Origin of the sequence: Pseudomonas sp. S04, from assembly GCF_009834545.1 — a bacterium.
GTDB lineage: Bacteria > Pseudomonadota > Gammaproteobacteria > Pseudomonadales > Pseudomonadaceae > Aquipseudomonas.
Map to the genome: position 1 here is coordinate 1582281 of NZ_CP019427.1, position 20700 is coordinate 1602980.

Genomic DNA, 20700 nt, shown 5'->3' on the forward strand with positions numbered 1-20700 from the left:
CGCAACTCCTTGTCAGGCTTGTTCTGGGGCGGCGAACGGGGCATCCAGCGGCGCGGTGTCGAAGGTGCGCAGCAGTTCGATGAGGATCTGCGTGGCCGGACCCAAGGGTTTGTCCTTGTTTGAGTAGAGATAGAAACTGGGATTGCGGCTGCCACCCTGGTCCAACGGTAGCAGCTTGAGCACGCCTTCCTTGAGTTCACGCTCGATCATGTGTCGCGGCAGCCAGGCAAACCCCAGGCCGCTGCTGACGAAGGTGGCTGCGGTGGCCAGGCTGCCGACGGTCCAGCGCTGCTCGGCACCCAGCCAGCCGACGTCGCGTGGCTGCTGCCGGCCGGAGTCGCGGATCACCACTTGCAACTGGCTTTCCAGGTCCTGGAAGTTCAACTCGCGATTGAGTCGGTGCAAGGAGTGCTCGGGGTGGGCCACGGCGACAAATTCGACATCGCTCAGCTCTGCCCCGAGGTAGCCGGGAATGCTGAACCCACAGATGGCCAGGTCGGCCACGCCTTCGAGCAGCACCTCTTCGACCCCGGACAGCACTTCTTCGCGCAAGCGCACGCGGCAACCTCGGCTTTGCGGCATGAACGCGGTGAGCGCACGGACCAGCCGGGCACTGGGGTAGGCGGCGTCTACCACCAGCCGCACCTCAGCCTCCCAGCCTTGCTCCATGTGGTGGGCCAGGTCTTCCAGCTGGCTGGCCTGCTTGACCAGTTGCCGCGAACGCCGCAACAGCACGCCACCGGCCTCTGTCAGCACCGCTTTGCGCCCGTCGATGCGCAGCAGCGGCACGCCGAGCTGATCCTGCATGCGCGCTACGGTATAGCTGACGGACGATTGCGAGCGGTGCAGCACTTCGGCCGCCTGAGCGAATCCGCCGTGGTCGACCACGGCCTGCAGCGTGCGCCATTGATCAAGGGTCACGCGGGGCGCTTTCATGATGGGCTCCTCTTGTCCTAAGCTGGCGGCTTCCATTGGAGGCTGCCGAATGAAAAAAATCTGTTGTGTGCTGCTGGCGATGTTGCCGTTGAGTGCGTTTGCCTATCCCATCGATGTTGAAAAACACCTCAATGATCTGAAGATTGACTACACCACCTACGCCACCGACTACGACATGGGCTCCATTACCCTGAACAACTACGGCGATAAAGCCGCCGACTGCAAGGTGATCTTCCGCAATGGCCCGGAATCTCCACGCACCCGCCGAGTCAGTGTCGAGCCGGGGCGCAGCGCCGAGCTGTCGGCCAAGTTCAGCCGCAAGATCATCAAGCTCTACCTCACGGTGACCTGTACCCCGAAATGATGGGCAGCGGGACGCTGTGGTTGAGCATACGTGCTTATAAACGAATTTATTGATGGGTTATAGCAGTTATTTGCGCTTTTTCATCGATATGACTCTGTTTAATCTCCACTCCATCGACTTACAGCATTCACCGATGGAGGCTACATCCCATGTCCCGCGTTCTGATCATCGAAAGCAGTGCCCGCCAGCAAGACTCGGTATCCCGTCAACTGACCCAGACCTTCATCGAGCAGTGGCAGGCCGCACATCCGGCCGACTCGATCAGCGTCCGCGACCTGGCGAGCCAGCCGGTTCCGCACCTGGATGCCAACCTCCTGGGTGGCTGGATGAAACCTGCCGAGCAGCGCACTGACAGCGAACAGGCTTCGCTGGAACGCTCCAACCTGCTGACCGACGAACTGTTGGCCGCCGATGTCCTGGTAATGGCCGCGCCGATGTACAACTTCGCGATCCCCAGCACCCTCAAGGCCTGGCTCGACCACGTGCTGCGTGCCGGGGTTACCTTCAAGTACACCGCCACCGGCCCGCAAGGCTTGCTCAGCGGCAAGCGCGCCTATGTGCTGACCGCTCGCGGCGGGATCTACGCTGGCAGCAACAGCGATCACCAGGAACCCTACCTGCGTCAGGTCATGGCCTTCATCGGTATCCACGACGTCACTTTTATTCATGCCGAAGGCATGAACCTGGGTGGCGACTTCCAGGCCAAGGGCCTGGACCAGGCTAACGCCAAGCTGGCCAAAGTGGCTTGATATGTTAATCGCCAGATAATCGCTGGATGGTCTAGTGAGCTGGCGTACCCCTTCAAGGTTGCATGCGCATCGAACCTCCCTTTGCACTTGTTGCTCCTGAGTGCTCCTGCCCGATTGCACGCTTTAGCGAGATCGGGCTTTTTTTTGCCTGGAATTTGCCGGGTGGTCAGCGTGTACCAGCTGTGCAAGCCGGTTTGTCCCACAAGGTTTGTGTTGGTTGGGTGTTCGCGATCAGGTCCAAAACCCGTTATCGTCGCCGCCATTGAAAAATGAGGCGAACATGGGCTATCTACTTTTTGTCACGCTGATCCAGGCGTTTTCCTTCAGCTTGATCGGCGAATACCTGGCCGGTCACGTCGACAGCTACTTTGCGGTGCTGGTGCGGGTGGTCCTGGCCGGGCTGGTGTTCATTCCGCTGACCCGCTGGCGCTCGGTGGAACCGGCGTTCATGCGCGGGATGCTGGTGATCGGCGCCTTGCAGTTCGGCGTGACCTACGTCTGCCTGTACCTGAGCTTTCGTGTGCTGACGGTGCCGGAAGTGCTGCTGTTCACTATCCTTACTCCCCTGCACGTGACCTTGATCGAAGACGCGCTGAACCGCCGCTTCAACCCCTGGGCACTGGTGGCAGCGCTGGTGGCGGTGCTGGGTGCCGCAGTGATCCGCTACGACCGCATCAGCCCGGACTTCCTCATGGGCTTCCTGCTGCTGCAACTGGCCAACTTCACCTACGCCGCGGGGCAGGTGATGTACAAGCACCTGGTGGCGCGGCACCCCAGTGACCTGCCGCATTACCGACGTTTTGGCTATTTCTACCTGGGCGCCTTGCTGGTGGTGTTGCCCGCGTTCCTGATGTTCGGCAAAAGCAACTTCCTGCCCGAAGCCCCGCTGCAATGGGCCGTGCTGCTGTTTCTTGGGCTGGTGTCGACGGCGCTGGGCCTGTACTGGTGGAACAAGGGCGCCTGCCTGGTCAACGGCGGGACCCTGGCGGTAATGAACAACCTGCACGTGCCGGTGGGCTTGCTGCTCAACCTGCTGATCTGGAACCAGCACGAAGAACTGGGACGGCTGCTGTTGGGCGGGTTGGTAATACTGGCGGCGGTGTGGATCAGCCGGTTGGGCATTCGCCAACCGGCCACCGCCACCTGAGGTTGGGCATTTACCCGCGCTGTTGTTCCTGCGGCGTGATGTGACTGGCCCCCAGCACCGCCGGCAGGATCCCGGCCCGCAGGTCGTTGCCGCTCGGTTGCTGGTACAGGCTCAGGCCAAACTCCGGCAGCACCGCCAACAGGTAGTCGAAGATGTCGCCTTGGATGCGCTCGTAGTCGGCCCAGGCGGTAGTGCTGGTAAAGCAATAGATTTCCAGCGGCACGCCCTGGGCAGTGGTCTGCATCTGGCGGACCATGCAGGTCATGTTCGGCTGGATCTGCGCATGGCTCTTCAGATAGGCCAGCGCGTAGGCGCGGAAAGTGCCGATGTTGGTCATCCGTCGGCGGTTGGCGGACATCGCCGCGACGTTGCCCTGGGCCTCGTTCCAGGCCTTGAGTTCGGCCTGTTTGCGCGTCATGTAGTCGGTGAGTAGGTGGATACGGGTCAAGCGCTGTTCTTCATCATCGGTAATGAAACGCACGCCGCTGGCATCGATGAACAGGCTGCGCTTGATTCGCCGCCCCCCGGAGGCCTGCATGCCGCGCCAGTTCTTGAAAGACTCGGACATCAGGCGCCAGGTCGGGATCGAGACGATGGTCTTGTCGAAGTTCTGCACCTTGACGGTGTGCAGGGTGATGTCCACCACATCGCCATCGGCGCCCACCTGGGGCATTTCGATCCAGTCGCCGACCCGCAGCATGTCGTTGCTGGTCAGTTGCACGCTGGCGACGAACGACAGCAGGGTGTCCTTGTAGACCAACAAGATCACCGCCGACATGGCGCCCAGGCCCGACAGCAGGAGTAATGGCGAGCGGTCGATCAGGGTCGCGACGATGATGATCGCACCGAACACGAACAGCACCATCTTCGCCAGTTGCACATACCCTTTGATCGAGCGGGTCCGGGCGTGCTCGGTGCGCGCGTAGATGTCCAGCAGCGCGTTTAGCAGGGCGCTGATGGCCAGCACCAGGAACAGGATGGTGAACGCCAGGGCCACGTTGTCGAGAAAATTGCGGGTGATCTTGTTCAGTTCGGGGATCAGGTTGAGGCCGAACTGAACCACCAGCGACGGGGTCATCTGGGCCAGGCGGTGGAACACCTTGTTGTTGAGCAAGTCATTGAGCCAATGCATGGCCGGCTGCCGGCCGAGCAACTTGACGGCGTGCAGGATCAGGTAGCGCGCCACTCGTCCGACGACCAGCGCCACCGCCAGCAACATCAGCAATGCCAGGCCGGAGTACACGCGCGGGTGTTGCTCCAGCGCGGTCCAGAGTTCTTGGGTATTGAGCCAGAGCTGTTTGAGATCCATAAGCTAAAACGATTCTTCTGTAGGTCAGGACGGGGTCGATTAGAGCATTTAAGCGGAGTCGGGTTCGGTTTTACGACAAATCAGCTAATAAAATACCCACTGTTTGCGACCGTTTGCATAAAGAAACTCGGCCTGAGCGCTCGAAACCGTTACCCTATGCAGCTGATTTTTTGTATTTCTTCGAGGTAGCACCCGTGTTTTCCCAATTCGCCCTGCACGAACGCCTGCTCAAAGCCGTGGCCGAGCTTAAATTTGTCGAGCCAACGCCTGTGCAGGCAGCGGCTATCCCGCTCGCGCTGCAAGGGCGTGACCTGCGGGTGACGGCGCAAACCGGTAGCGGCAAGACCGCTGCATTTGTCCTGCCGATCCTCAACCGCTTGATCGGCCCGGCGAAAGTCCGTGTCAGCATCAAGACTCTGATCCTGTTGCCGACCCGTGAGCTGGCCCAGCAGACCCTGAAGGAAGTGGAACGCTTTTCGCAGTTCACCTTCATCAAGTCCGGCCTGATCACCGGCGGTGAAGACTTCAAGGTCCAGGCCGCCATGCTGCGCAAGGTGCCGGACATCCTGATCGGTACGCCGGGGCGGATGATCGAGCAACTGAACGCCGGCAACCTCGACTTGAAAGAAGTTGAAGTGCTGGTGCTCGACGAAGCCGACCGTATGCTCGACATGGGCTTCTCCGAAGACGTCCAGCGCCTGGTCGACGAGTGCACCAACCGTCAGCAGACCATGCTGTTCTCCGCCACCACCGGCGGTTCGGGCCTGCGCGAGATGATCGCCAAGGTGCTGAACAACCCTGAGCACCTGCAGCTCAATGCGGTCAGCCAGCTGAATGCGACCACTCGCCAGCAAATCATCACCGCTGACCACAACCAGCACAAAGAACAGATCGTCAACTGGCTGCTGGCCAACGAGACCTACCAGAAGGCCATCGTCTTCACCAACACCCGGGCCATGGCCGACCGTATCTACGGCCGCCTGGTGGCGCAGGAGTACAAGGCGTTTGTCTTGCACGGTGAGAAAGACCAGAAGGACCGCAAGCTGGCGATCGACCGTCTGAAGCAGGGCGGGGTGAAGATCCTGGTGGCTACCGACGTAGCCGCTCGCGGCCTGGACGTGGACGGCCTGGACCTGGTGATCAACTTCGACATGCCACGCAGCGGCGACGAATACGTGCACCGTATCGGTCGTACCGGGCGTGCCGGTAACGATGGCCTGGCGATCTCGCTGATCTGCCACGGCGACTGGAACCTGATGTCGAGCATTGAGCGCTACCTCAAGCAGAGCTTCGAGCGCCGCACCATCAAGGAAGTCAAAGGCACCTACGGCGGACCGAAAAAGGTCAAGGCTTCGGGCAAGGCCGTTGGCGTGAAGAAGAAAAAGACTGACGCCAAGGGTGACAAGAAGAAGTCAGCCGCCAAGGCACCAACCAAGCGCAAGATCGCCAACCGACCGAAGACCGACGCCCTGTCGCTGGTGAGCAAGGACGGCATGGCCCCGCTCAAGCGCCGCAAGCCGGAAGCTCCAGCGGCGGAATAACGCGCTGCGCTGAGACGATAAAAACCCGGACCGGGCGCTCTGGTGTAGGAGCGAGCCTGCTCGCGATGAACTTGAGAGCGCCGCGTGGTGACTGAAACCCCGCGTTATCGTTCACGTCCATCGCGAGCAGGCTCGCTCCCACAAGGGCTGGCCGTATCTCCCTGACTGATCAGCCTCAGAATCTGCCTCGCGATCAACCGTCAGCCTTCTTCTCTGCGCTATCCAGCTCCTTGAGCCGCAGGTCAATCAACTGGCACTTGTCCGGTAGGTCCGCGGCAGCGGTGCCCAGGTCCATTTTCTGCAACTCGTCGTTGATTTCCTTGGCCTTGGTCGGGTTCTGCTCGGTGAGCGTGGCCACGCGTTGGGCCAGTTGCTCACGCTTGGCCGTGGCTTCTTCCGGGGTGCAGGCCCAGGCGGGCAGGGCGCTGCACAGTGTGGCGACAAGGGTCAATTTCAGCAGGCTGTTCATCGGGTGGGCCTCCGGTGCCGTTCTTGGGTACCCGGTTGAGGGCCGGCCTCGGGGAAAAGTTCAGCCGGTTGTCATGAGTGGCAGCAACTGGCGCCAGCCGTCTCCTCGTAGCGGTCGTGATGGCGCACCCATTCCATGATCTGCTCTTCATTACGCCCCTTGGGCGTCAGGTCCAGGTAGTTGTAGGCACCCACCAGCAAGTCCAGGCCGCGGGCGTAGGTGGAGTAGGTATGGAAAATCTCGCCGGTTTCGTTGCGATAAAACACACTGAGGCCGGGGAGTTCTTCTTCGGCGCTGTCGGACTTTTCGTAGTTGTAGGTTGCGGAGCCGGCCGCCAGCTCTTCCGCGCGGGCCGAGACGCCGAAGTCGTAGTTGAAATCGCAACCTTCTGACGACAGCCAGTCGAACTTCCAGCCCATGCGCTGTTTGAAGGCCTGCAACTGCGCCAGCGGCGCGTGGGACACCGCCACCAGGGCCACGTCATGGTGAGACAGGTGCTGGTTGGCGCCGTCGATGTGGTCCGCGAGGAAGGAGCAGCCCGGGCAACCTTCGTCCCAGCCGTCGCCATACATGAAGTGGTAGATGACCAGTTGGCTGCGAACGCCAAACAGGTCGGCCAGGCCCAGTTCTCCCGTTGCGCCCTGGAAGCGATAACCCTTGTCGATTTTCACCCAGGGCAGGGCGCGGCGCTCGGCGCTGAGCTTGTCCCGTTCGCGGGTGAAGGCTTTTTCGTGTGCCAGGTGTTGGCGGCGGGCAGCCAGCCATTGCTCCCGGGACACCACCGGGTGATCGTGAATGTGCATGCTGTGTTCTCCTGCCTGCTGAGGTGAAAGTCGATCCGCGCTGCGCGGTTGCACCGTCCTGCATCATCTAGTCGTCTGGGCGCGGGGGATTCGACATACCGTCGGTCGGGAGTGGCAAAAATCCCGGCTGAACGGCTACCGATCGCACCGGTCACAACCTATGCAGACCCTCTCACTTGCAGTTTTGGAGGTTGAATCAGGATGACGACTTATAACTGGGACTTGATCGAACGGCTGTTGCACGAAGTGCAGAATAGCGCTGGCCACAGCTTTACCCCGCGCCCCTACGCCGAACAGCACGCCGCAGCCAAGGCTGCCGAAGGCGAGTCGACCGGCAATCTGGACGAGTTGAAGGTGACGGCCACCGAGTATGAAAAGCTGCTGCTGGACCGTGGCTTCATCGAATCGCGCCCTGAGGATCAGGGTGGCAATGGTGAAAACTTCATCCTGACACCCCGCGGTTCGAGCTTGCTGAGCCTGCTCGACAGTAGCATTCCGGGCAACGAGCACCCTCGCCAAGTGCTGGATGAACAGGCTGATGGGCTGGATCCGCTGACCTTTGATGAAGTGGCGGGCAAGGCGCAGATCGCCTGACCGGCTAGCGGTCACAGGGTCATGGCTGCGCTCAGGCTTTGAGGCATTTCAGGGCTTTCAAGTCGCTGCGCAGCTTTTCAATCTTTTGCACCAGGTGCTGGCGTTGCTCGGCTGTGCTTTGGTCCATGAGGTCGACGAGCAGGCTGCGCGCCTGGGCTTCGGTGTCGCTGAAGGCCTGGCGGTAGGCGGGGGTCCACAGGCTTTCGCGGTCTACCAGCAGGGTTTCGATCCGCGGGGCAAAATCGGCGCTCTGGCGTTGCGCCATGGCGGCGCTGAACTGCGCCTGCCAATGGGCGCGGTTGGCGATCCATTGCTGGTTCTGCTCGCCGAGCGCGGTGGACCAAGCCACCACGCGTGCTTTCTGCGCTTGATTGAGAGGCCCTAGCCAGTCGCTCAGGCGCTTGTCCATGCGTGCGCCGCGTTGACGGATTTGCTGGGCCAGCGGTGGCTTGAGGTATTTGTCCTGGCGTTCACGCAAGTCTTTGGCGAAGGCCTGGTTCATCTCCTTGACCTGTTGATCACTCATGCCCTGCAACAGCTCAACCGCCGAGGGGGTGATTTGCCGGGCGGTCAGGGCGATTGCCTGCCTGGCTTCCAGGGTGCGACTTTGCAACGCGCTGTCGCTGACCTGGTTGCTGGCGACCATCTGCTGCAGCTGGCCCAGCCATTCGAGGTAACCCGGCATCTGGGTCGAGCAGTGCCAGCTTAGCGTTTGTTTGAGGCGTGTGCCGAGCCAGTCCTTCTGCTGGCTGTTCATGTCCAGGTAGTCGTCGAGCGTCCAGGGAATCAGCACGTCGAGGTTGCGATAGGCCAGGTCCACACGGTTGCAGGCCGTCAGTGCCAGGCACAGGCTCAGGAGCAGACTCAGGTGGTGCAACCAGCGCGTCATGGGCCAATCCTTGCGAAGGTGTTGTCCTGGTATCTGAACGCGTAAACCGGGTGGCAGTTCAGCCCTTCAATAGAACGAGCGTTCAGCCTTGAAGGTGAGCAGGCCGTCGCATTGGCTGTTGTGCCCGGAATAGGCGCTGCACCCGTTGCCATTGAGGTTTGAATCACTGTAGATCAGGTTCAGGTCGATGCCCAACCACGGTCGCGAAAGCTTGACCGACCAGTCGTTGAAGGTGGAGATGTAACCGCCGTCGGCGATCGACACTGGGCTGTTTAACCGGTGGCTGGTGTACTTGAGGCTGAGCCCGATGCCGAAGGGTTCGTTACCACTGAGATTGGCGAACAGCGTGCTATTGCGTCGGTCGGGATCGTTGCTGAAGGCGGCGCCGAAGCGGCTGCCGAGCAGGGTCAGGCCGCCGAAAAACTCCTGGCTGTCGAGGGTGTCCAGTTGCGGGTAGCTGTAGTGGATCATGCCCACTTCATAGCCCAGGGTCTCGTCGAAGGGGTGTTTGAAGCCCAGGTAGGAGTCGACCTCCAGGTTGCTGGCTGGCGACAGGCCCATGCTCGGCGCCCACTGGCCGACATACCAGCCGCTGTCATGGCTCAGGTCCAGGCCGCCATGGAAGGACCCGCTGCTGGACGGCTTGACCAGGCCCTGGGCCATGCTGCGGCTCGGGCTGGTGCCTAGCTTGAGGTCGTAGTCACCGAGTTCGCGCTGGAATATCTGCGCGTCGGCGTGCATGCAAGCCAGCAGGCTGATCAGGAAAATCGTCGGTTTGAACATACGGGGGAGGTTACGGGTACTGCGGGGAGTGTTCCAGTCCTAGCGCTTCGATAGCCAAAGCGCTTAGGGACCAGGGTAACGCGCGGGGGTATTACTTTTTGCCCAGGGTGATCTGCTTGGATGGGCCGAATGTCTGGCCGCTGACGCCTTTGGCAATTTGCTGGATCTCGCCACCGGACTTGAGGAAAGCAGCAATCTGGTCGTTGATCGATTCGCTGGTTTCAACGGCTGGAGCTGGCTTTGCTTTGCTGTTGGATGCTTTTACGCGCATGGCGGCCATTAACCTGTAGAAAATTAACTTGGCCAGGCATCGTACAGGAAATACTTGACAATTGCTTGGTAAATATCCTCTGGAATAACCAGGGGGAAAGCTTGGTCAATACCAAGTTGCAGTTGTAAATATTCCCCTAAGCCACTGTTTTAAATAACAACCTGGGTGTGCAAGAAGGTCAGTCTGGCACCTTGTCAGGCGTGACGGAGGGTTAACTGGCCTGACGAGCGGGGTCGAGCGGCCAGGCCAAACCCAGGAAAATCGCACCTTGCAGCGGAAAATTCACAGCCGGTCCTGCGGCCACCCAACGGCGGCGGCAAAAACGGGTAGAATGCCGCCCACGCAATGAGGGTATTGGAAATGGCTTTAGTCGGGCGCTACAACAGTTTGCAAGTGGTTAAACACACTAACTTCGGTTTATATCTGGACGGCGGCGCGGATGGCGAAATCCTGTTGCCCAATCGTTATATTCCAAAAGATATTCCCAGCGAAGATGAAGACTGGCTCAACGTATTTGTTTATCTGGACAGCGATGACAAACTCATTGCCACCACAGAAAAACCGAAAGTTCAGGTCGGTGAATTTGCCAGCCTGAAAGTGGTTGAGGTCAACAGCATCGGCGTGTTTCTCGACTGGGGCCTGCCCAAGGACCTGCTGCTGCCGTATTCCGAAGAAAAACGCCAGATGACCGCCGGTGAATACTGCGTGGTGCATGTCTATCTCGACAAGCACACCCGTCGTATCACCGCGACTGCGCGTCTGGACCGCTACCTGGACAAAACCCCGGCCAACTACACGCCCGGCCAGGAAGTTGACCTGCTGGTGGCCGAAGCGACCGACATGGGCTTCAAGGCGATCATCAACAACAAGCACTGGGGCCTGATCCACAAGAACGAAATCTTCAAGTTCATGCGCGCCGGCAAGGAAGAGAAGGGTTTCATCAAGGAAGTGCGGGCCGACGGCAAGATCAGCCTGAGCCTGCAGCCGGTCGGAGAAGAGGCCGCCACCAGCCTGAACTCGAAGATCCTCGCCAAGTTGCGTGACAACAACGGCACCTTGCCGGTCAGCGACAAGAGCGACCCGGCACTGATCAGCAGCCTGTTCGGTGTCAGCAAGGGCAACTTCAAGAAGGCCATCGGCGCGCTCTACAAGAACGGCCAGATCGTCATTCACCCGGACCGCATTGAACTGAGCTGACCCTCAAACTGGGTGATGGCTTGATGATGTAGGAGCGAGCTTGCTCGCGATGAACTCATATATTGCGCGTAGCTACAGGAAGTATTGCGTATTCGTTGACGACCATCGCGAGCAAGCTCGCTCCTACATGTCTCCATGGGTTCATTGCACCATTGGTTTTTGAGTAACTGCCATGTCCTCGACCCTGTGTGAGGTTGCCTGATGATTGTCACTCGGCGCAGCGTCGATGGCTTTGCCCTGCAAGTGATGTTTGGCCTGTGCCTGGTGTGGGGCATCCAGCAGGTGATGATCAAGTGGGCGGCGGCGGACATCGCGCCGGTGATGCAGGCGGCCGGTCGCTCGGGGATCTCGGCGTTGCTGGTGGGGTTGCTGATCTGCTGGAAAGGCGGCTGGAATCAGGTCAGTGCGACCTGGCGTGGCGGCTTGCTGGCCGGCAGCCTGTTCGGCCTGGAGTTCCTGTTCATTTCCGAAGGCCTGCAACTGACCACCGCGGCGCACATGTCGGTGTTCCTCTACACCGCGCCGATCTTCACCGCGCTGGGCGTGCACTGGCTATTGCCCAGCGAGCGTTTACGGGCGGTGCAATGGCTGGGGATCCTGCTGGCCTTCATTGGCATCGGCGTGGCGTTTGCCGGGGGCGTGTCCTGGGACAACCTGGACCGGCGCATGCTGCTGGGCGATGCGCTCGGTGTATTGGCCGGAGCCGCCTGGGGGGCGACCACGGTGGTGGTGCGGGCTTCGCGCCTGTCGGAAGCGCCAGTGACCCTGACCCTGTTCTATCAGTTGATCGTCGGCTTTGTCGGCCTGTTGCTGATCGCCATACTCAGCGGCCAGGTGACCCACGTACACCTGAGCGCCGTGGCGGTCACCAGCGTGCTGTTCCAGGGGTTGGTGGTGTCGTTCTGCAGTTACCTGATCTGGTTCTGGTTGTTGCGCCGCTATCTGGCCGCCAACCTGGCGGTGTTTTCGTTCATGACGCCGCTGTTCGGTGTCACGTTCGGCGTGCTGTTGCTCGGCGAACAACTAACCCTCAACTTTGTCATCGGCGCGATGCTGGTGTTGCTGGGCATCACCTTTGTCAGCGCCGAACAGTGGGTTCGCCGTCGTTTGCGCAAAGCCCTTGGGCAACACTGACCGGGCGCAAGTTGATTTGGATCAATTCGGTAACAGATCTTTGCGTACTGAGGCGAGCATTGCGTAGGAGTTCGGACTACTATCTGTATGAAGCGTTTACAGAACCCGGTCGCTGGGCATTACCCTGAAGGGGGGCACCATGAAAGAGAAATTGCAAAACTGGCTCCATGACCTCGGTGTCGCGCTAGGTTTGATCGAACCACCTCTGCAACCCGTGCCTATTCGCACTGACGACGAACAACGCCGCCGCCAACCGCGCCGCCGGTAAAGCGCATGTTGTCGTAGCAGCTGCCGCAGGCTGCGTCCGCCTGCGCAGCAGGCGTAATCACTATGCCGCAGATCCTCCATCTGCGGCCCATTTTCCGCCGCTCGAAAACCTCCACTTTCTTCTGACTTACTTTTCCCCAGACGAAAAAAAACGGATGCAGCGACCGACGCTGCACCCGCCGAAGAAAGGTGTACGGCGTCTGGCCTGGGGTCAGATCGCGTTGGCCAGGGAGGCCGGGCGACGGGACGCCAGGCTGACCACGATGAAGCTCACCAGGCCGACCGCCAGGCTGTAGTAGATCGGCGTATTGGCATCCAGGCCATCCTTGAACATGAACACCAGGGCGGTGACGAAGCCCAGGCCCATGCTGGCGATGGCACCGGCGGTGGTCGCGCGTTTCCAGAAAATTGCCCCGATCAGCGGTACCAGCATGCCGCCCACCAACAGGTTGTAGGCCAGGGTCAGGGCGCTGATCACGTCGTTCACCACCAGGGCGATGCCCAGTACGGCAATCCCGGTCAGTGCGGTGAACAGGCGGTTGATTCTCAGGCTCGACTGTTTGCCACCACGCAGTTTCGGCAGCAGGTCTTCGGTCAGGGTCGTGGCGGCGGCAAGCAGGCCGGCGCTGGCGGTGGACATCATGGCAGCCAGGGCTGCGGCAATCACCAGGCCACGGATACCGTCAGGCAGCGACAGTTTGACGATGGCGGCGAAGGCGTTGTTGACGTTGTCCAGGTCCGGAATCAGCACGTGTGCCGCCATGCCGATCAGGGCGCAGGCCAGGCCGTAGAGAATGCAATAGAACCCGGCGAATGTACCCGCGTACTGAGCCACTTTGGCGGTGCGCACGGTGAACACCCGTTGCCAGATATCCTGGCCGATCAGGATGCCGAAGAAGTAGATCATGAAGTAGGTGATGATGGTGTCCCAACCGATGGTCGTGAAGCTGAAGTTCGACGCCGGCAGTTTCAACACCAGTTCGTCCCAGCCGCCGACGCGGTACAGGCAGATCGGCAGCAGGATGAACATCAGGCCCACGGTCTTGATCACGAACTGGACGATGTCGGTCAGGGTCAGCGACCACATGCCGCCGATGGCCGAGTAAATCACCACCACGCCACCACCCAGCAGTACCGAGATCCAGAACGGCAGGCCGAACAGCACTTGCAGCACAGTGCCGATCGCCAGGATCGAGGTCACGCCGATCATCAGCGCATACGCCAGCATGATGATCGCGCTCGCGGAGCGGGCCATCGGGTTGTAGCGTTTTTCCAGGACCTGGGTAACGGTGTAGATCTTCAGCTTGAGCAGCGGTTTGGCGAGGAACAGGTTCAGCGCCACGATCCCGCAGCCCAGTGCGGCGCACAGCCAGAAACCGGAGATGCCATGCACGTAGCCCAGGCGCACGGTGCCCACGGTGGACGCGCCGCCCAGGACGGTGGCGGCCATGGTGCCCATGTACAGGCTCGGGCCGAGATTGCGCCCGGCGACCAGGAAGTCCTCGTTGGTCTTGGCTTTGCGCATGCCGTAGTAGCCGAGTATCAGCATCGCGGCGGCGTAGATGAGTACGACGAATAAATCTAAAGCCATGATGGCGTGTCTCCGATTGTCTTTTTTATGGTGAGGCAATAATCAATCTGTCGGCGCAAGGGAGTGCGTTAGCCAGGCGGTTTGGCGCATGACCGGTGTAACCCGCAACGCCATGCCCTTGCGGCATGGCGGATAAGTGTTCGTTGCAGGCCAGCCAATGGCCTTTGGTTGCTGGCGAAACACGATGGTTTCGCCCGCCTGGCTAATGCGTTGCTCCAGGCCCCGCGACCGGTTCAGGCCAAGGCTGTCATCCGGTCGGCGCCAGCCTTGAGCAACTGATCCTGTGGGGACCCTCAGCGGTGGGTCACACCCGGCAGTACGCAGAGCATTTCGTACAGCAGGTTGGCGCCCAGCAGCGAGGTGTTGCCGGTGGTGTCGTACGGCGGCGAGACTTCTACCAGGTCGCAGCCAATCAGGTCGAGACCCTGGCAGCCACGGACGATTTCAATCGCCTGGATGGTGGTCAGGCCACCGATTTCCGGGGTGCCGGTGCCAGGGGCCCAGGCCGGATCGATGCCATCGATGTCGAAGCTCAGGTACACCGGGCCACCGCCGACTTTCTCGCGCACTTCAGCCATCAGCGGCGCCAGGGATTTGTGCCAGCACTCTTCGGCCTGGACCACACGGAACCCCTGTTTGCGGCTCCAGTTGAAGTCCTCCGCGGTATAGCCCTGGGCGCGCAGGCCGATCTGCACCACACGGTCGCAGTCCAGCAGGCCTTCTTCGACGGCGCGGCGGAAGGTGGTGCCATGGGCGATCTTCTCGCCGAACATGTGATCGTTGACATCGGCGTGAGCGTCGATATGCACCAGGCCGACCTTGCCGTGCTTCTTGTGGATGGCCCGCAGGATCGGCAGGGTGATGGTGTGGTCGCCACCAAGGGTCAGCGGGATCACGTCGTGTTCGAGGATCTCGTCGTAGGACTCTTCGATGATGCGCACGGCATCCAGCAGGTTGAAGGTGTTGATCGCCACGTCACCGATGTCGGCAACCGACAGCGAGTCGAACGGCGCGGCACCGGTGGCCATGTTGTACGGGCGGATCATCACCGATTCAGCGCGGATCTCCCGGGGCCCGAAGCGGGTACCGGCGCGCAGCGAGGTGCCGATGTCCAGCGGGATGCCAATGAAGGCAGCGTCCAGGCCGGCAGCGGTTTGCAAGTGGGGGAGTCGCATCATGGTGGCGATGCCGCCGAAGCGCGGCATTTCGTTGCCGCCCAGTGGTTGGTGAAGAATTTTGTCCACGGGTATGGCCTCATCGTCTTTGTTTTATTTATGGGGTTGCGCAGCGCATCGGGAATGCACGGGCACCTGTTGGGCGGATTCTGCGAAATGTAGTTGCGTAGAAGAATCGCTACCGGCAAATACTTAGTTCAGATTTTTCTAAACTAATGCTGACGGGGGCGATAGACTTCGCAGCCGAACGCAGGCTGCACCAGCTGCTACAGGGACTGTGTCGCGACGTCACTCGGAGCTCTGCCATGGCCAACGCTTTACCCGACCTGAAACTATTGCGCATCTTCGTCAGCGTGGTCCGTCATCAGGGGTTCGCCAATGCCCAGCACGAGCTCAACCTGTCGACCTCGGCCATCAGCACCTACATGAGCCAGCTCGAAGCCGCGTTGGGCCTGGTGCTCTGCCATCGTGGGCGGGGCGGGTTCAGCCTGACCAGCAAGGGCGAGCTGTTTCACCAGGAGACCTTGCGCCTGCTCGGCGAGCTCGAAGGCTTCGAGCAATACGCCGCCGCGCTCAAGGGCGAGTTGCGCGGTACGCTCAACCTGGGGGTGATCGACTCCACCGTCAGCGACAAGGCCTTGCCGTTCGCCGAAGCCATCGGCGCCTACACCCTGGAGCACCCGGCGGTGCATTTGCACCTGTCGGTAATGAGCCCCTACGAATTGCAACTCGGGGTGCAGGACAACCGCCTGGACCTGGCTATCGGCGCGTTCTCGACCCGCATGAGCGGCCTGGTCTACATGCCGCTCTATCGTGAGCAGCACTGGTTGTATTGCAGCAACCGCCACCCGCTGTTCACCGAGCGGCGCATACCCGAACAGTTGATTACCCAGCAACGCATGGTCGGGCGTGGCTACTGGAGCCAGGCCGAACTGGCCCGCCACGGCTTCAAGCACAGCGCCGCGACCGTGGACAGTATGGAGGCGCAGTTGATTCTGGTGCTGTCCGGCGCCTACATCGGCTACCTGCCCGAGCACTACGCCCAGGCCTGGGCCGACAAGGGCGATCTGCGGGTGTTGCTGCCGGCCACCTTCGGCTACCAGGCGCCGTTTTCGATGATTGTGCGGCGGGGGCGCAGTCGCGAACCGCTGATCCAGACCTTCCGTGACTTGCTTAAAGCCCAACTGAATCAGGCCTGAAGACCATGTCCAGAATTCAATGTCCGCGCTGCCTGCGCCCGCAAACCCATTGCCTGTGCCCGCTGATCCCCAGCCTCGACAGCCGCACCCGGGTGCTGCTGCTGCAGCATCCCAGCGAAGTGAACCACGCCTTGAACACCGCGCGGCTGGCGGCGCTTGGGTTGAAGAATGCCGAGTTGATCGTCGGCGAGGTGTTCGAGGATTTGCCGGCGCTGTTGAATCAGCCGGGGTATCGGGCGCGGTTGCTGTTCCCCGGTGACGATGCGCAGCCGATGCAGGCTTATGCCACGACAGACGAACCGTTGCTGCTGGTCGTCCCGGACGGCACCTGGCGCAAGGCGCGCAAGATGCTGCACCTCAATCCGCTGCTGGCGGCGTTGCCGAGGGTGACGCTGGCCGAGGGCGGTGTGTCTCGCTATCGGCTGCGCAAGGCGCCGGGACCGGGGGCGTTGTCGACGGTGGAGGCGATTGTGCAGGCGCTGGAAACCCTCGAAGCGCCGGCGACGTTTGCGCCGTTGTTGAAGCCGTTTGAAGCATTGATCGAGGGGCAGATTGCGGCGATGGGGGAGGAGGTTTTTCAACGCAACCATGGGCCGAAATAGTTGTTGTTTGTGCGGGCCCCATCGCGGGCAAGTCGAATCGTCGCACCGCCGCCCCCACAGGTTCAGTGGTGTTCGCAGATTTTGTGTACACAACGGACACTGTGGGAGCGAGCTTGCTCGCGATGGCGTCGGGTCAGTCGCCGCTACCTTTCCCGCATCGCCTCGGTCCGCGCTTTCAACACCGGTTTAAGCAAGTAATCCAGCACCGTTTTCTCCCCGGTAATGATGTCCACCGTCGCCACCATCCCCGGGATGATCAGCAGTGGTTTAACGTCCCCGCCCAAATGGTTTTTGTCGGTGCGCACCTGGATCAGGTAGAAGCTGTTGCCCTTGTCGTCGGTGATGGTGTCGGCGCCGATCAGTTCTAGTTTGGCGCTCAGCCCGCCGTAGATGGTGTAGTCGTAGGCGCTGAACTTGACCATGGCTTTCTGTCCTGGATGCAGGAAGGCCACGTCCTGCGGGCGGACCTTGGCCTCGATCAGCAGGTTGTCTTCCAGGGGCACGATTTCCAGCATGTCGCTGCCGGGCTGGACCACGCCGCCGATGGTGTTGACCTTGAGCACCTTGATGATCCCGTGCACCGGCGAGACCACGGTGGTGCGGGTGACCCGATCGTCGATGGCGATGCTGGTGGCGGTGATTTTCGACAGTTCGGTGCGCTTCTCGTTGAGCTCCTTGGCCGCGTCCGAGCGAAAGCTCTGTACCGATTCGTCGAGCTTGCTCTTGATCTCGTCGATGGCTGACTCGGCGCGGGGAATGGCCAGGGTGGTGGCGTTCAGCGAGCCACGAATTTCCACCGCACTGCGCTTGAGCCGCAGGATCTCCACCGGCGACACCGCACCGGTGCCGACCAGCGGCGCAGACATATTCATTTCCTGGTTGAGCAGTGCCAGGCTCGAACTGTATTGCCCCTGCTTGGAGCGAAACTCCGCCAGCTCCTGGGTTTTTTGCCGAAGTTGCTCGCTGAGGGTCCGCTGTTCGCTGGCCAGGCGCCGTTGCCGTTGTTCGAACAGCGAGCGTTCGTCTTCGGCGACTTGCGGGGCCTTGGCGATCACCTCGGGGGAGAGTTTGAACGGCCGCCCCTCGGCTTCGGCGGACAGACGTTCGACCTGGGCGGTCAAGGCATACCGATCGGCCTCGCTTTCGCCCTTGTTCGACAGGAACCGTGTGTCGTCGAGGCGCAGCAACGTGTCGCCCTTGTTCACCATTTGGCCTTCACGCACGAAGATCTCGGTGACAATCCCGCCTTCGAGGTTCTGGATCACCTGCACTTTGCTCGAGGGAATCGCCTTGCCTTCGCCCATGGTGACTTCCTGCAGCACCGCGAACCTGGCCCAGACCACGGCGCTGATGATCAGCGCGGCGGCGAGCCACACGGTGACCCGCGACCAGCGCGGCGAATCCTGCAGCGAGGCGCTGGCGGTTTCCGGCATGAACTCGCTTTCGGCACTTTTGCCAAAACTGCCAAAGTAGCCGCGATCACCTGTAGGCCCGGACATGTGCCACTCCTAGACGGCCGCAGAGCCGACTCGGCCCTTGCGCAGTGCATCGATAACCGCTTCTTTCGGACCGTCGGCGACGATGCGGCCGTTGTCCAGCACCAGCAGCCGGTCCACCAGGCTGAGCATCGAGGTGCGGTGGGTCACCAGCAGCAAGGTCTTGCCCTGGACCCAGGTCTGCAGTTTCTGGCGCAGGACGTCTTCGCTGCTGTTGTCCATGGCGCTGGTGGGTTCGTCGAGCACCAGGATCGGTGGGTCGAGCAGCAGGGCCCGGGCCAGCAGGACCGCCTGGCGCTGACCGCCGGACAGCAGTTGGCCGCGTTCGCCCACGGGGCGGTCAAAGCCCTGGGGATGCTGGCGGGCCAGGTCGGTGACGCCGGTCAGTTCGGCGACCTCAAGCATGCGCGCATCGCTGATGTAGCGTGCGCCGAGGGTCAGGTTATCGCGCAGGCTGCCGGCCAGCAGCGGCAGGTCGTGCGCGACATAGCCGATCTGCTGGCGCAGGTCGGCGACATCCAGTTGCCGCAGGTCCAGGCCATCGAGCAGCAACTGGCCTTCGTCCGGGGCATAGAAGCCCATCACCAGGCGCGCCAGGGTGCTTTTGCCCGATCCGCTGCGACCGATGATGCCGATCCGCTCGCCAGGCTTGAGGCTGAAACTGACCGTGGCCAGCGCCGGGGCGCTTTGTCCCTGGTAGTGGAAGGTCACGCCGCTGACGTCCAGCGCCCCTTGCAGTTGCGTACGCTCCAGGGGCCGCTGGCCGGCGTCGCGTTCCTGGGGCAGGGACATCAGCGCATCGGTGCTCTTCATCGTCAGTTGGGCTTGCTGGTAGCGGGTGATCAACCCGGCAATCTGGCCGAGCGGCGCGAGCACCCGGCTGCCGAGCATGTAGGTCGCCACCAGTGCGCCGACGCTGAGGTTGCCGGCGATGATGCTGTAGACCCCGGCGACGATGGTCGCCATGCCGGAGAACTGCTGGATGAACAGGGTGCCATTGGTGGCCAGCGCCGCGAGGTTGCGCGCGTGGCTGTCGAGGCGGGTCAGGGCGCCGTGGGTGCTTTCCCAGCGGTGCTGGCGTTCGCTCTCGGCGCTGCAGGCCTTGAGGGTTTCCAGGCCGCCGAGGGTTTCGATCAGTAGCGCCTGGCGTTCGGCGCCCAAGGCCAGGCTCTTGTGCACGGTGTCGCGCAGGCGGGACTGGATCAGCAGGGCGAAGATGATGGTGATGGGAAACGCGAGCATCGGGATCACCACCAGCCAGCCGCCGAGCAGGCCGATCACCACCAGCATCAGCACGGCGAACGGCAGGTCGATCAGGCTGGTGAGGGTCACCGCCGTGAGAAATTCACGCAGGCCCTGGAAGTCGTGGATGCTCTGGGCAAAGCCGCCGATGGTCGCTGGCCGGGCTTTCATCGCCATGCCGGTGATGCGCTCGAACAGGGTCGCGGACAGGATCACGTCGGTCTTGCGCCCTGCGGTGTCCAGCAAGTGCGCGCGCACCACCCGCAGCACCAGTTCGAAACCAGTGCCGATCAACAGGCCGATGGCCAACACCCACAGGGTCGAGGTGGCCTGGTTCGGCACCACCCGGTCGTAGGTCTGCATGACGAACAGCGGCACCATCAAGCCCAGCAGGTTGATCAGGAAACTCGCCAGGATCGCGTCGCTGTACAGCCAGCGGGACAGCTTGAGGGTGTCGCGAAACCAGGCGTCGACCCGTGGCACCAGGGGTGAACGCAGCTCTTCGAGTTCATGCCGGGGGCGGGCGAACAGCGCCTGGCCGCTGTAGGCTTCGGCCAGTTCTTCGCGGCTGACCCATTGTTCGCCACCTTCGGCCTCGCTGGGCAGGATCAGGGCCTGGCCATCCTCGCCCCAGCGGCGCAGGACCGCGCAGCGGCGGTCCTTGAGAATCAGCAGGACCGGCAGGTTGAGCGCCGACAGCGACCCCAGTTCACGGCGCAGCAAGCGCGCTTGCAGGCTGGCCCGGGCGGCGGCGCGGGGCAGCAGGTCGAGGCTCAGACGTTGCTTGTCCAGCGGCAGTCCGGCGCTCAGGCTGGCCCGGCTGACATTGCAGCCGTGCAGCTTGCACAGGATCAGCAAGCCATCGAGCAACGGATCATCAAAGCTCAGGCGTGGGTCGGCGCCAGTGTTGCCGGGTTGCATGCTGGTCAATTCGGGTACCCC

General features: G+C 61.6%; 21 protein-coding genes. 10 read left to right on the top strand and 11 right to left on the bottom strand.

From position 1 onward, the window contains the following. Positions 1–12: 12 nt before the first annotated feature. A complete protein-coding gene (locus PspS04_RS06930; RefSeq protein ID WP_095170913.1) occupies positions 13–936 on the bottom strand; it encodes a LysR family transcriptional regulator in 924 nt (307 codons plus the stop codon). Positions 937–985: 49 nt separating this feature from the next. On the opposite strand from PspS04_RS06930, the gene PspS04_RS06935 reads away from it, so the two are divergent. The 3 genes from PspS04_RS06935 (at position 986) to PspS04_RS06945 (ending at position 3196) form a co-directional block, all read left to right on the top strand. Further along, a complete protein-coding gene (locus tag PspS04_RS06935; RefSeq protein ID WP_095170914.1) occupies positions 986–1300 on the top strand; it encodes a 3-phosphoglycerate kinase in 315 nt (104 codons plus the stop codon). Positions 1301–1449: 149 nt separating this feature from the next. Continuing rightward, positions 1450–2049, top strand: a complete 600-nt coding sequence (locus PspS04_RS06940; protein ID WP_095170916.1) for an FMN-dependent NADH-azoreductase — start codon at positions 1450–1452, stop codon at positions 2047–2049. Positions 2050–2329: 280 nt separating this feature from the next. Continuing rightward, complete coding sequence (locus PspS04_RS06945; protein WP_159994308.1) at positions 2330–3196, top strand: carboxylate/amino acid/amine transporter; 867 nt, start codon at positions 2330–2332, stop codon at positions 3194–3196. Positions 3197–3206: 10 nt separating this feature from the next. Here the strand turns inward: PspS04_RS06945 and PspS04_RS06950 are convergent, their stop codons facing one another. Then, a complete protein-coding gene (locus PspS04_RS06950) occupies positions 3207–4505 on the bottom strand; it encodes a mechanosensitive ion channel family protein (RefSeq protein ID WP_095170920.1) in 1299 nt (432 codons plus the stop codon). Between the two features lie 194 nt (positions 4506–4699). On the opposite strand from PspS04_RS06950, the gene PspS04_RS06955 reads away from it, so the two are divergent. Further along, positions 4700–6046, top strand: coding sequence for a DEAD/DEAH box helicase (locus tag PspS04_RS06955; protein ID WP_095080400.1), 1347 nt, complete (start codon positions 4700–4702; stop codon positions 6044–6046). Between the two features lie 193 nt (positions 6047–6239). Here PspS04_RS06955 and PspS04_RS06960 read toward each other — a convergent pair whose 3' ends face one another. Together PspS04_RS06960 and PspS04_RS06965 are read right to left on the bottom strand one after the other, a co-directional pair. Continuing rightward, entirely contained in the window at positions 6240–6515 is a 276-nt protein-coding gene (locus tag PspS04_RS06960; protein WP_159994310.1) for a hypothetical protein, read from the bottom strand. Positions 6516–6586: 71 nt separating this feature from the next. Continuing rightward, complete coding sequence (locus PspS04_RS06965; protein ID WP_159994312.1) at positions 6587–7318, bottom strand: DUF899 domain-containing protein; 732 nt, start codon at positions 7316–7318, stop codon at positions 6587–6589. A 201-nt stretch (positions 7319–7519) separates the two neighbouring features. Between PspS04_RS06965 and PspS04_RS06970 the strand changes: the two genes are divergently transcribed. Then, on the top strand, positions 7520–7912 hold the full coding sequence (locus tag PspS04_RS06970; RefSeq protein ID WP_095170926.1) for a transcriptional regulator: 393 nt from the start codon (positions 7520–7522) through the stop codon (positions 7910–7912). Positions 7913–7943: 31 nt separating this feature from the next. Here the strand turns inward: PspS04_RS06970 and PspS04_RS06975 are convergent, their stop codons facing one another. From PspS04_RS06975 to PspS04_RS06985, 3 genes are all read right to left on the bottom strand, one after another. Continuing rightward, a complete protein-coding gene (locus PspS04_RS06975) occupies positions 7944–8801 on the bottom strand; it encodes a DUF6279 family lipoprotein (protein WP_095170928.1) in 858 nt (285 codons plus the stop codon). Between the two features lie 66 nt (positions 8802–8867). Then, complete coding sequence (locus PspS04_RS06980) at positions 8868–9584, bottom strand: TorF family putative porin (RefSeq protein ID WP_159994314.1); 717 nt, start codon at positions 9582–9584, stop codon at positions 8868–8870. Between the two features lie 91 nt (positions 9585–9675). After that, positions 9676–9864 carry a hypothetical protein gene (locus tag PspS04_RS06985; protein ID WP_030131898.1) on the bottom strand — a complete coding sequence of 63 codons (189 nt, stop codon included), beginning with the start codon at positions 9862–9864 and terminating at the stop codon, positions 9676–9678. Between the two features lie 351 nt (positions 9865–10215). On the opposite strand from PspS04_RS06985, the gene PspS04_RS06990 reads away from it, so the two are divergent. From PspS04_RS06990 to PspS04_RS27980, 3 genes are all read left to right on the top strand, one after another. Continuing rightward, positions 10216–11052 (top strand): CvfB family protein, encoded by an 837-nt coding sequence (locus tag PspS04_RS06990; protein WP_095170932.1) that lies wholly within the window; start codon positions 10216–10218, stop codon positions 11050–11052. A gap of 201 nt (positions 11053–11253) precedes the next feature. Next, a complete protein-coding gene (locus PspS04_RS06995) occupies positions 11254–12186 on the top strand; it encodes a DMT family transporter (protein WP_159994316.1) in 933 nt (310 codons plus the stop codon). Between the two features lie 139 nt (positions 12187–12325). Further along, positions 12326–12454 (top strand): PA1414 family protein, encoded by a 129-nt coding sequence (locus tag PspS04_RS27980; RefSeq protein ID WP_256562504.1) that lies wholly within the window; start codon positions 12326–12328, stop codon positions 12452–12454. 210 nt (positions 12455–12664) lie between these two features. Here PspS04_RS27980 and PspS04_RS07000 read toward each other — a convergent pair whose 3' ends face one another. Together PspS04_RS07000 and speB are read right to left on the bottom strand one after the other, a co-directional pair. Further along, positions 12665–14044, bottom strand: coding sequence for a sodium:solute symporter (locus PspS04_RS07000; protein WP_095170936.1), 1380 nt, complete (start codon positions 14042–14044; stop codon positions 12665–12667). Between the two features lie 293 nt (positions 14045–14337). Then, positions 14338–15288, bottom strand: a complete 951-nt coding sequence (gene speB, locus PspS04_RS07005) for an agmatinase (protein ID WP_159994318.1) — start codon at positions 15286–15288, stop codon at positions 14338–14340. 236 nt (positions 15289–15524) lie between these two features. On the opposite strand from speB, the gene PspS04_RS07010 reads away from it, so the two are divergent. Together PspS04_RS07010 and PspS04_RS07015 are read left to right on the top strand one after the other, a co-directional pair. Then, on the top strand, positions 15525–16418 hold the full coding sequence (locus PspS04_RS07010) for a LysR family transcriptional regulator (protein WP_095170940.1): 894 nt from the start codon (positions 15525–15527) through the stop codon (positions 16416–16418). A 5-nt stretch (positions 16419–16423) separates the two neighbouring features. Continuing rightward, complete coding sequence (locus tag PspS04_RS07015) at positions 16424–17020, top strand: tRNA-uridine aminocarboxypropyltransferase (RefSeq protein WP_159994320.1); 597 nt, start codon at positions 16424–16426, stop codon at positions 17018–17020. Between the two features lie 143 nt (positions 17021–17163). On the opposite strand, the gene PspS04_RS07020 is transcribed toward PspS04_RS07015, so the two are convergent. Together PspS04_RS07020 and PspS04_RS07025 are read right to left on the bottom strand one after the other, a co-directional pair. Continuing rightward, entirely contained in the window at positions 17164–18519 is a 1356-nt protein-coding gene (locus PspS04_RS07020; RefSeq protein WP_159994322.1) for an HlyD family type I secretion periplasmic adaptor subunit, read from the bottom strand. A gap of 9 nt (positions 18520–18528) precedes the next feature. After that, positions 18529–20688 (bottom strand): type I secretion system permease/ATPase, encoded by a 2160-nt coding sequence (locus tag PspS04_RS07025; RefSeq protein ID WP_095170946.1) that lies wholly within the window; start codon positions 20686–20688, stop codon positions 18529–18531. Between the last annotated feature and the right edge of the window lie 12 nt (positions 20689–20700).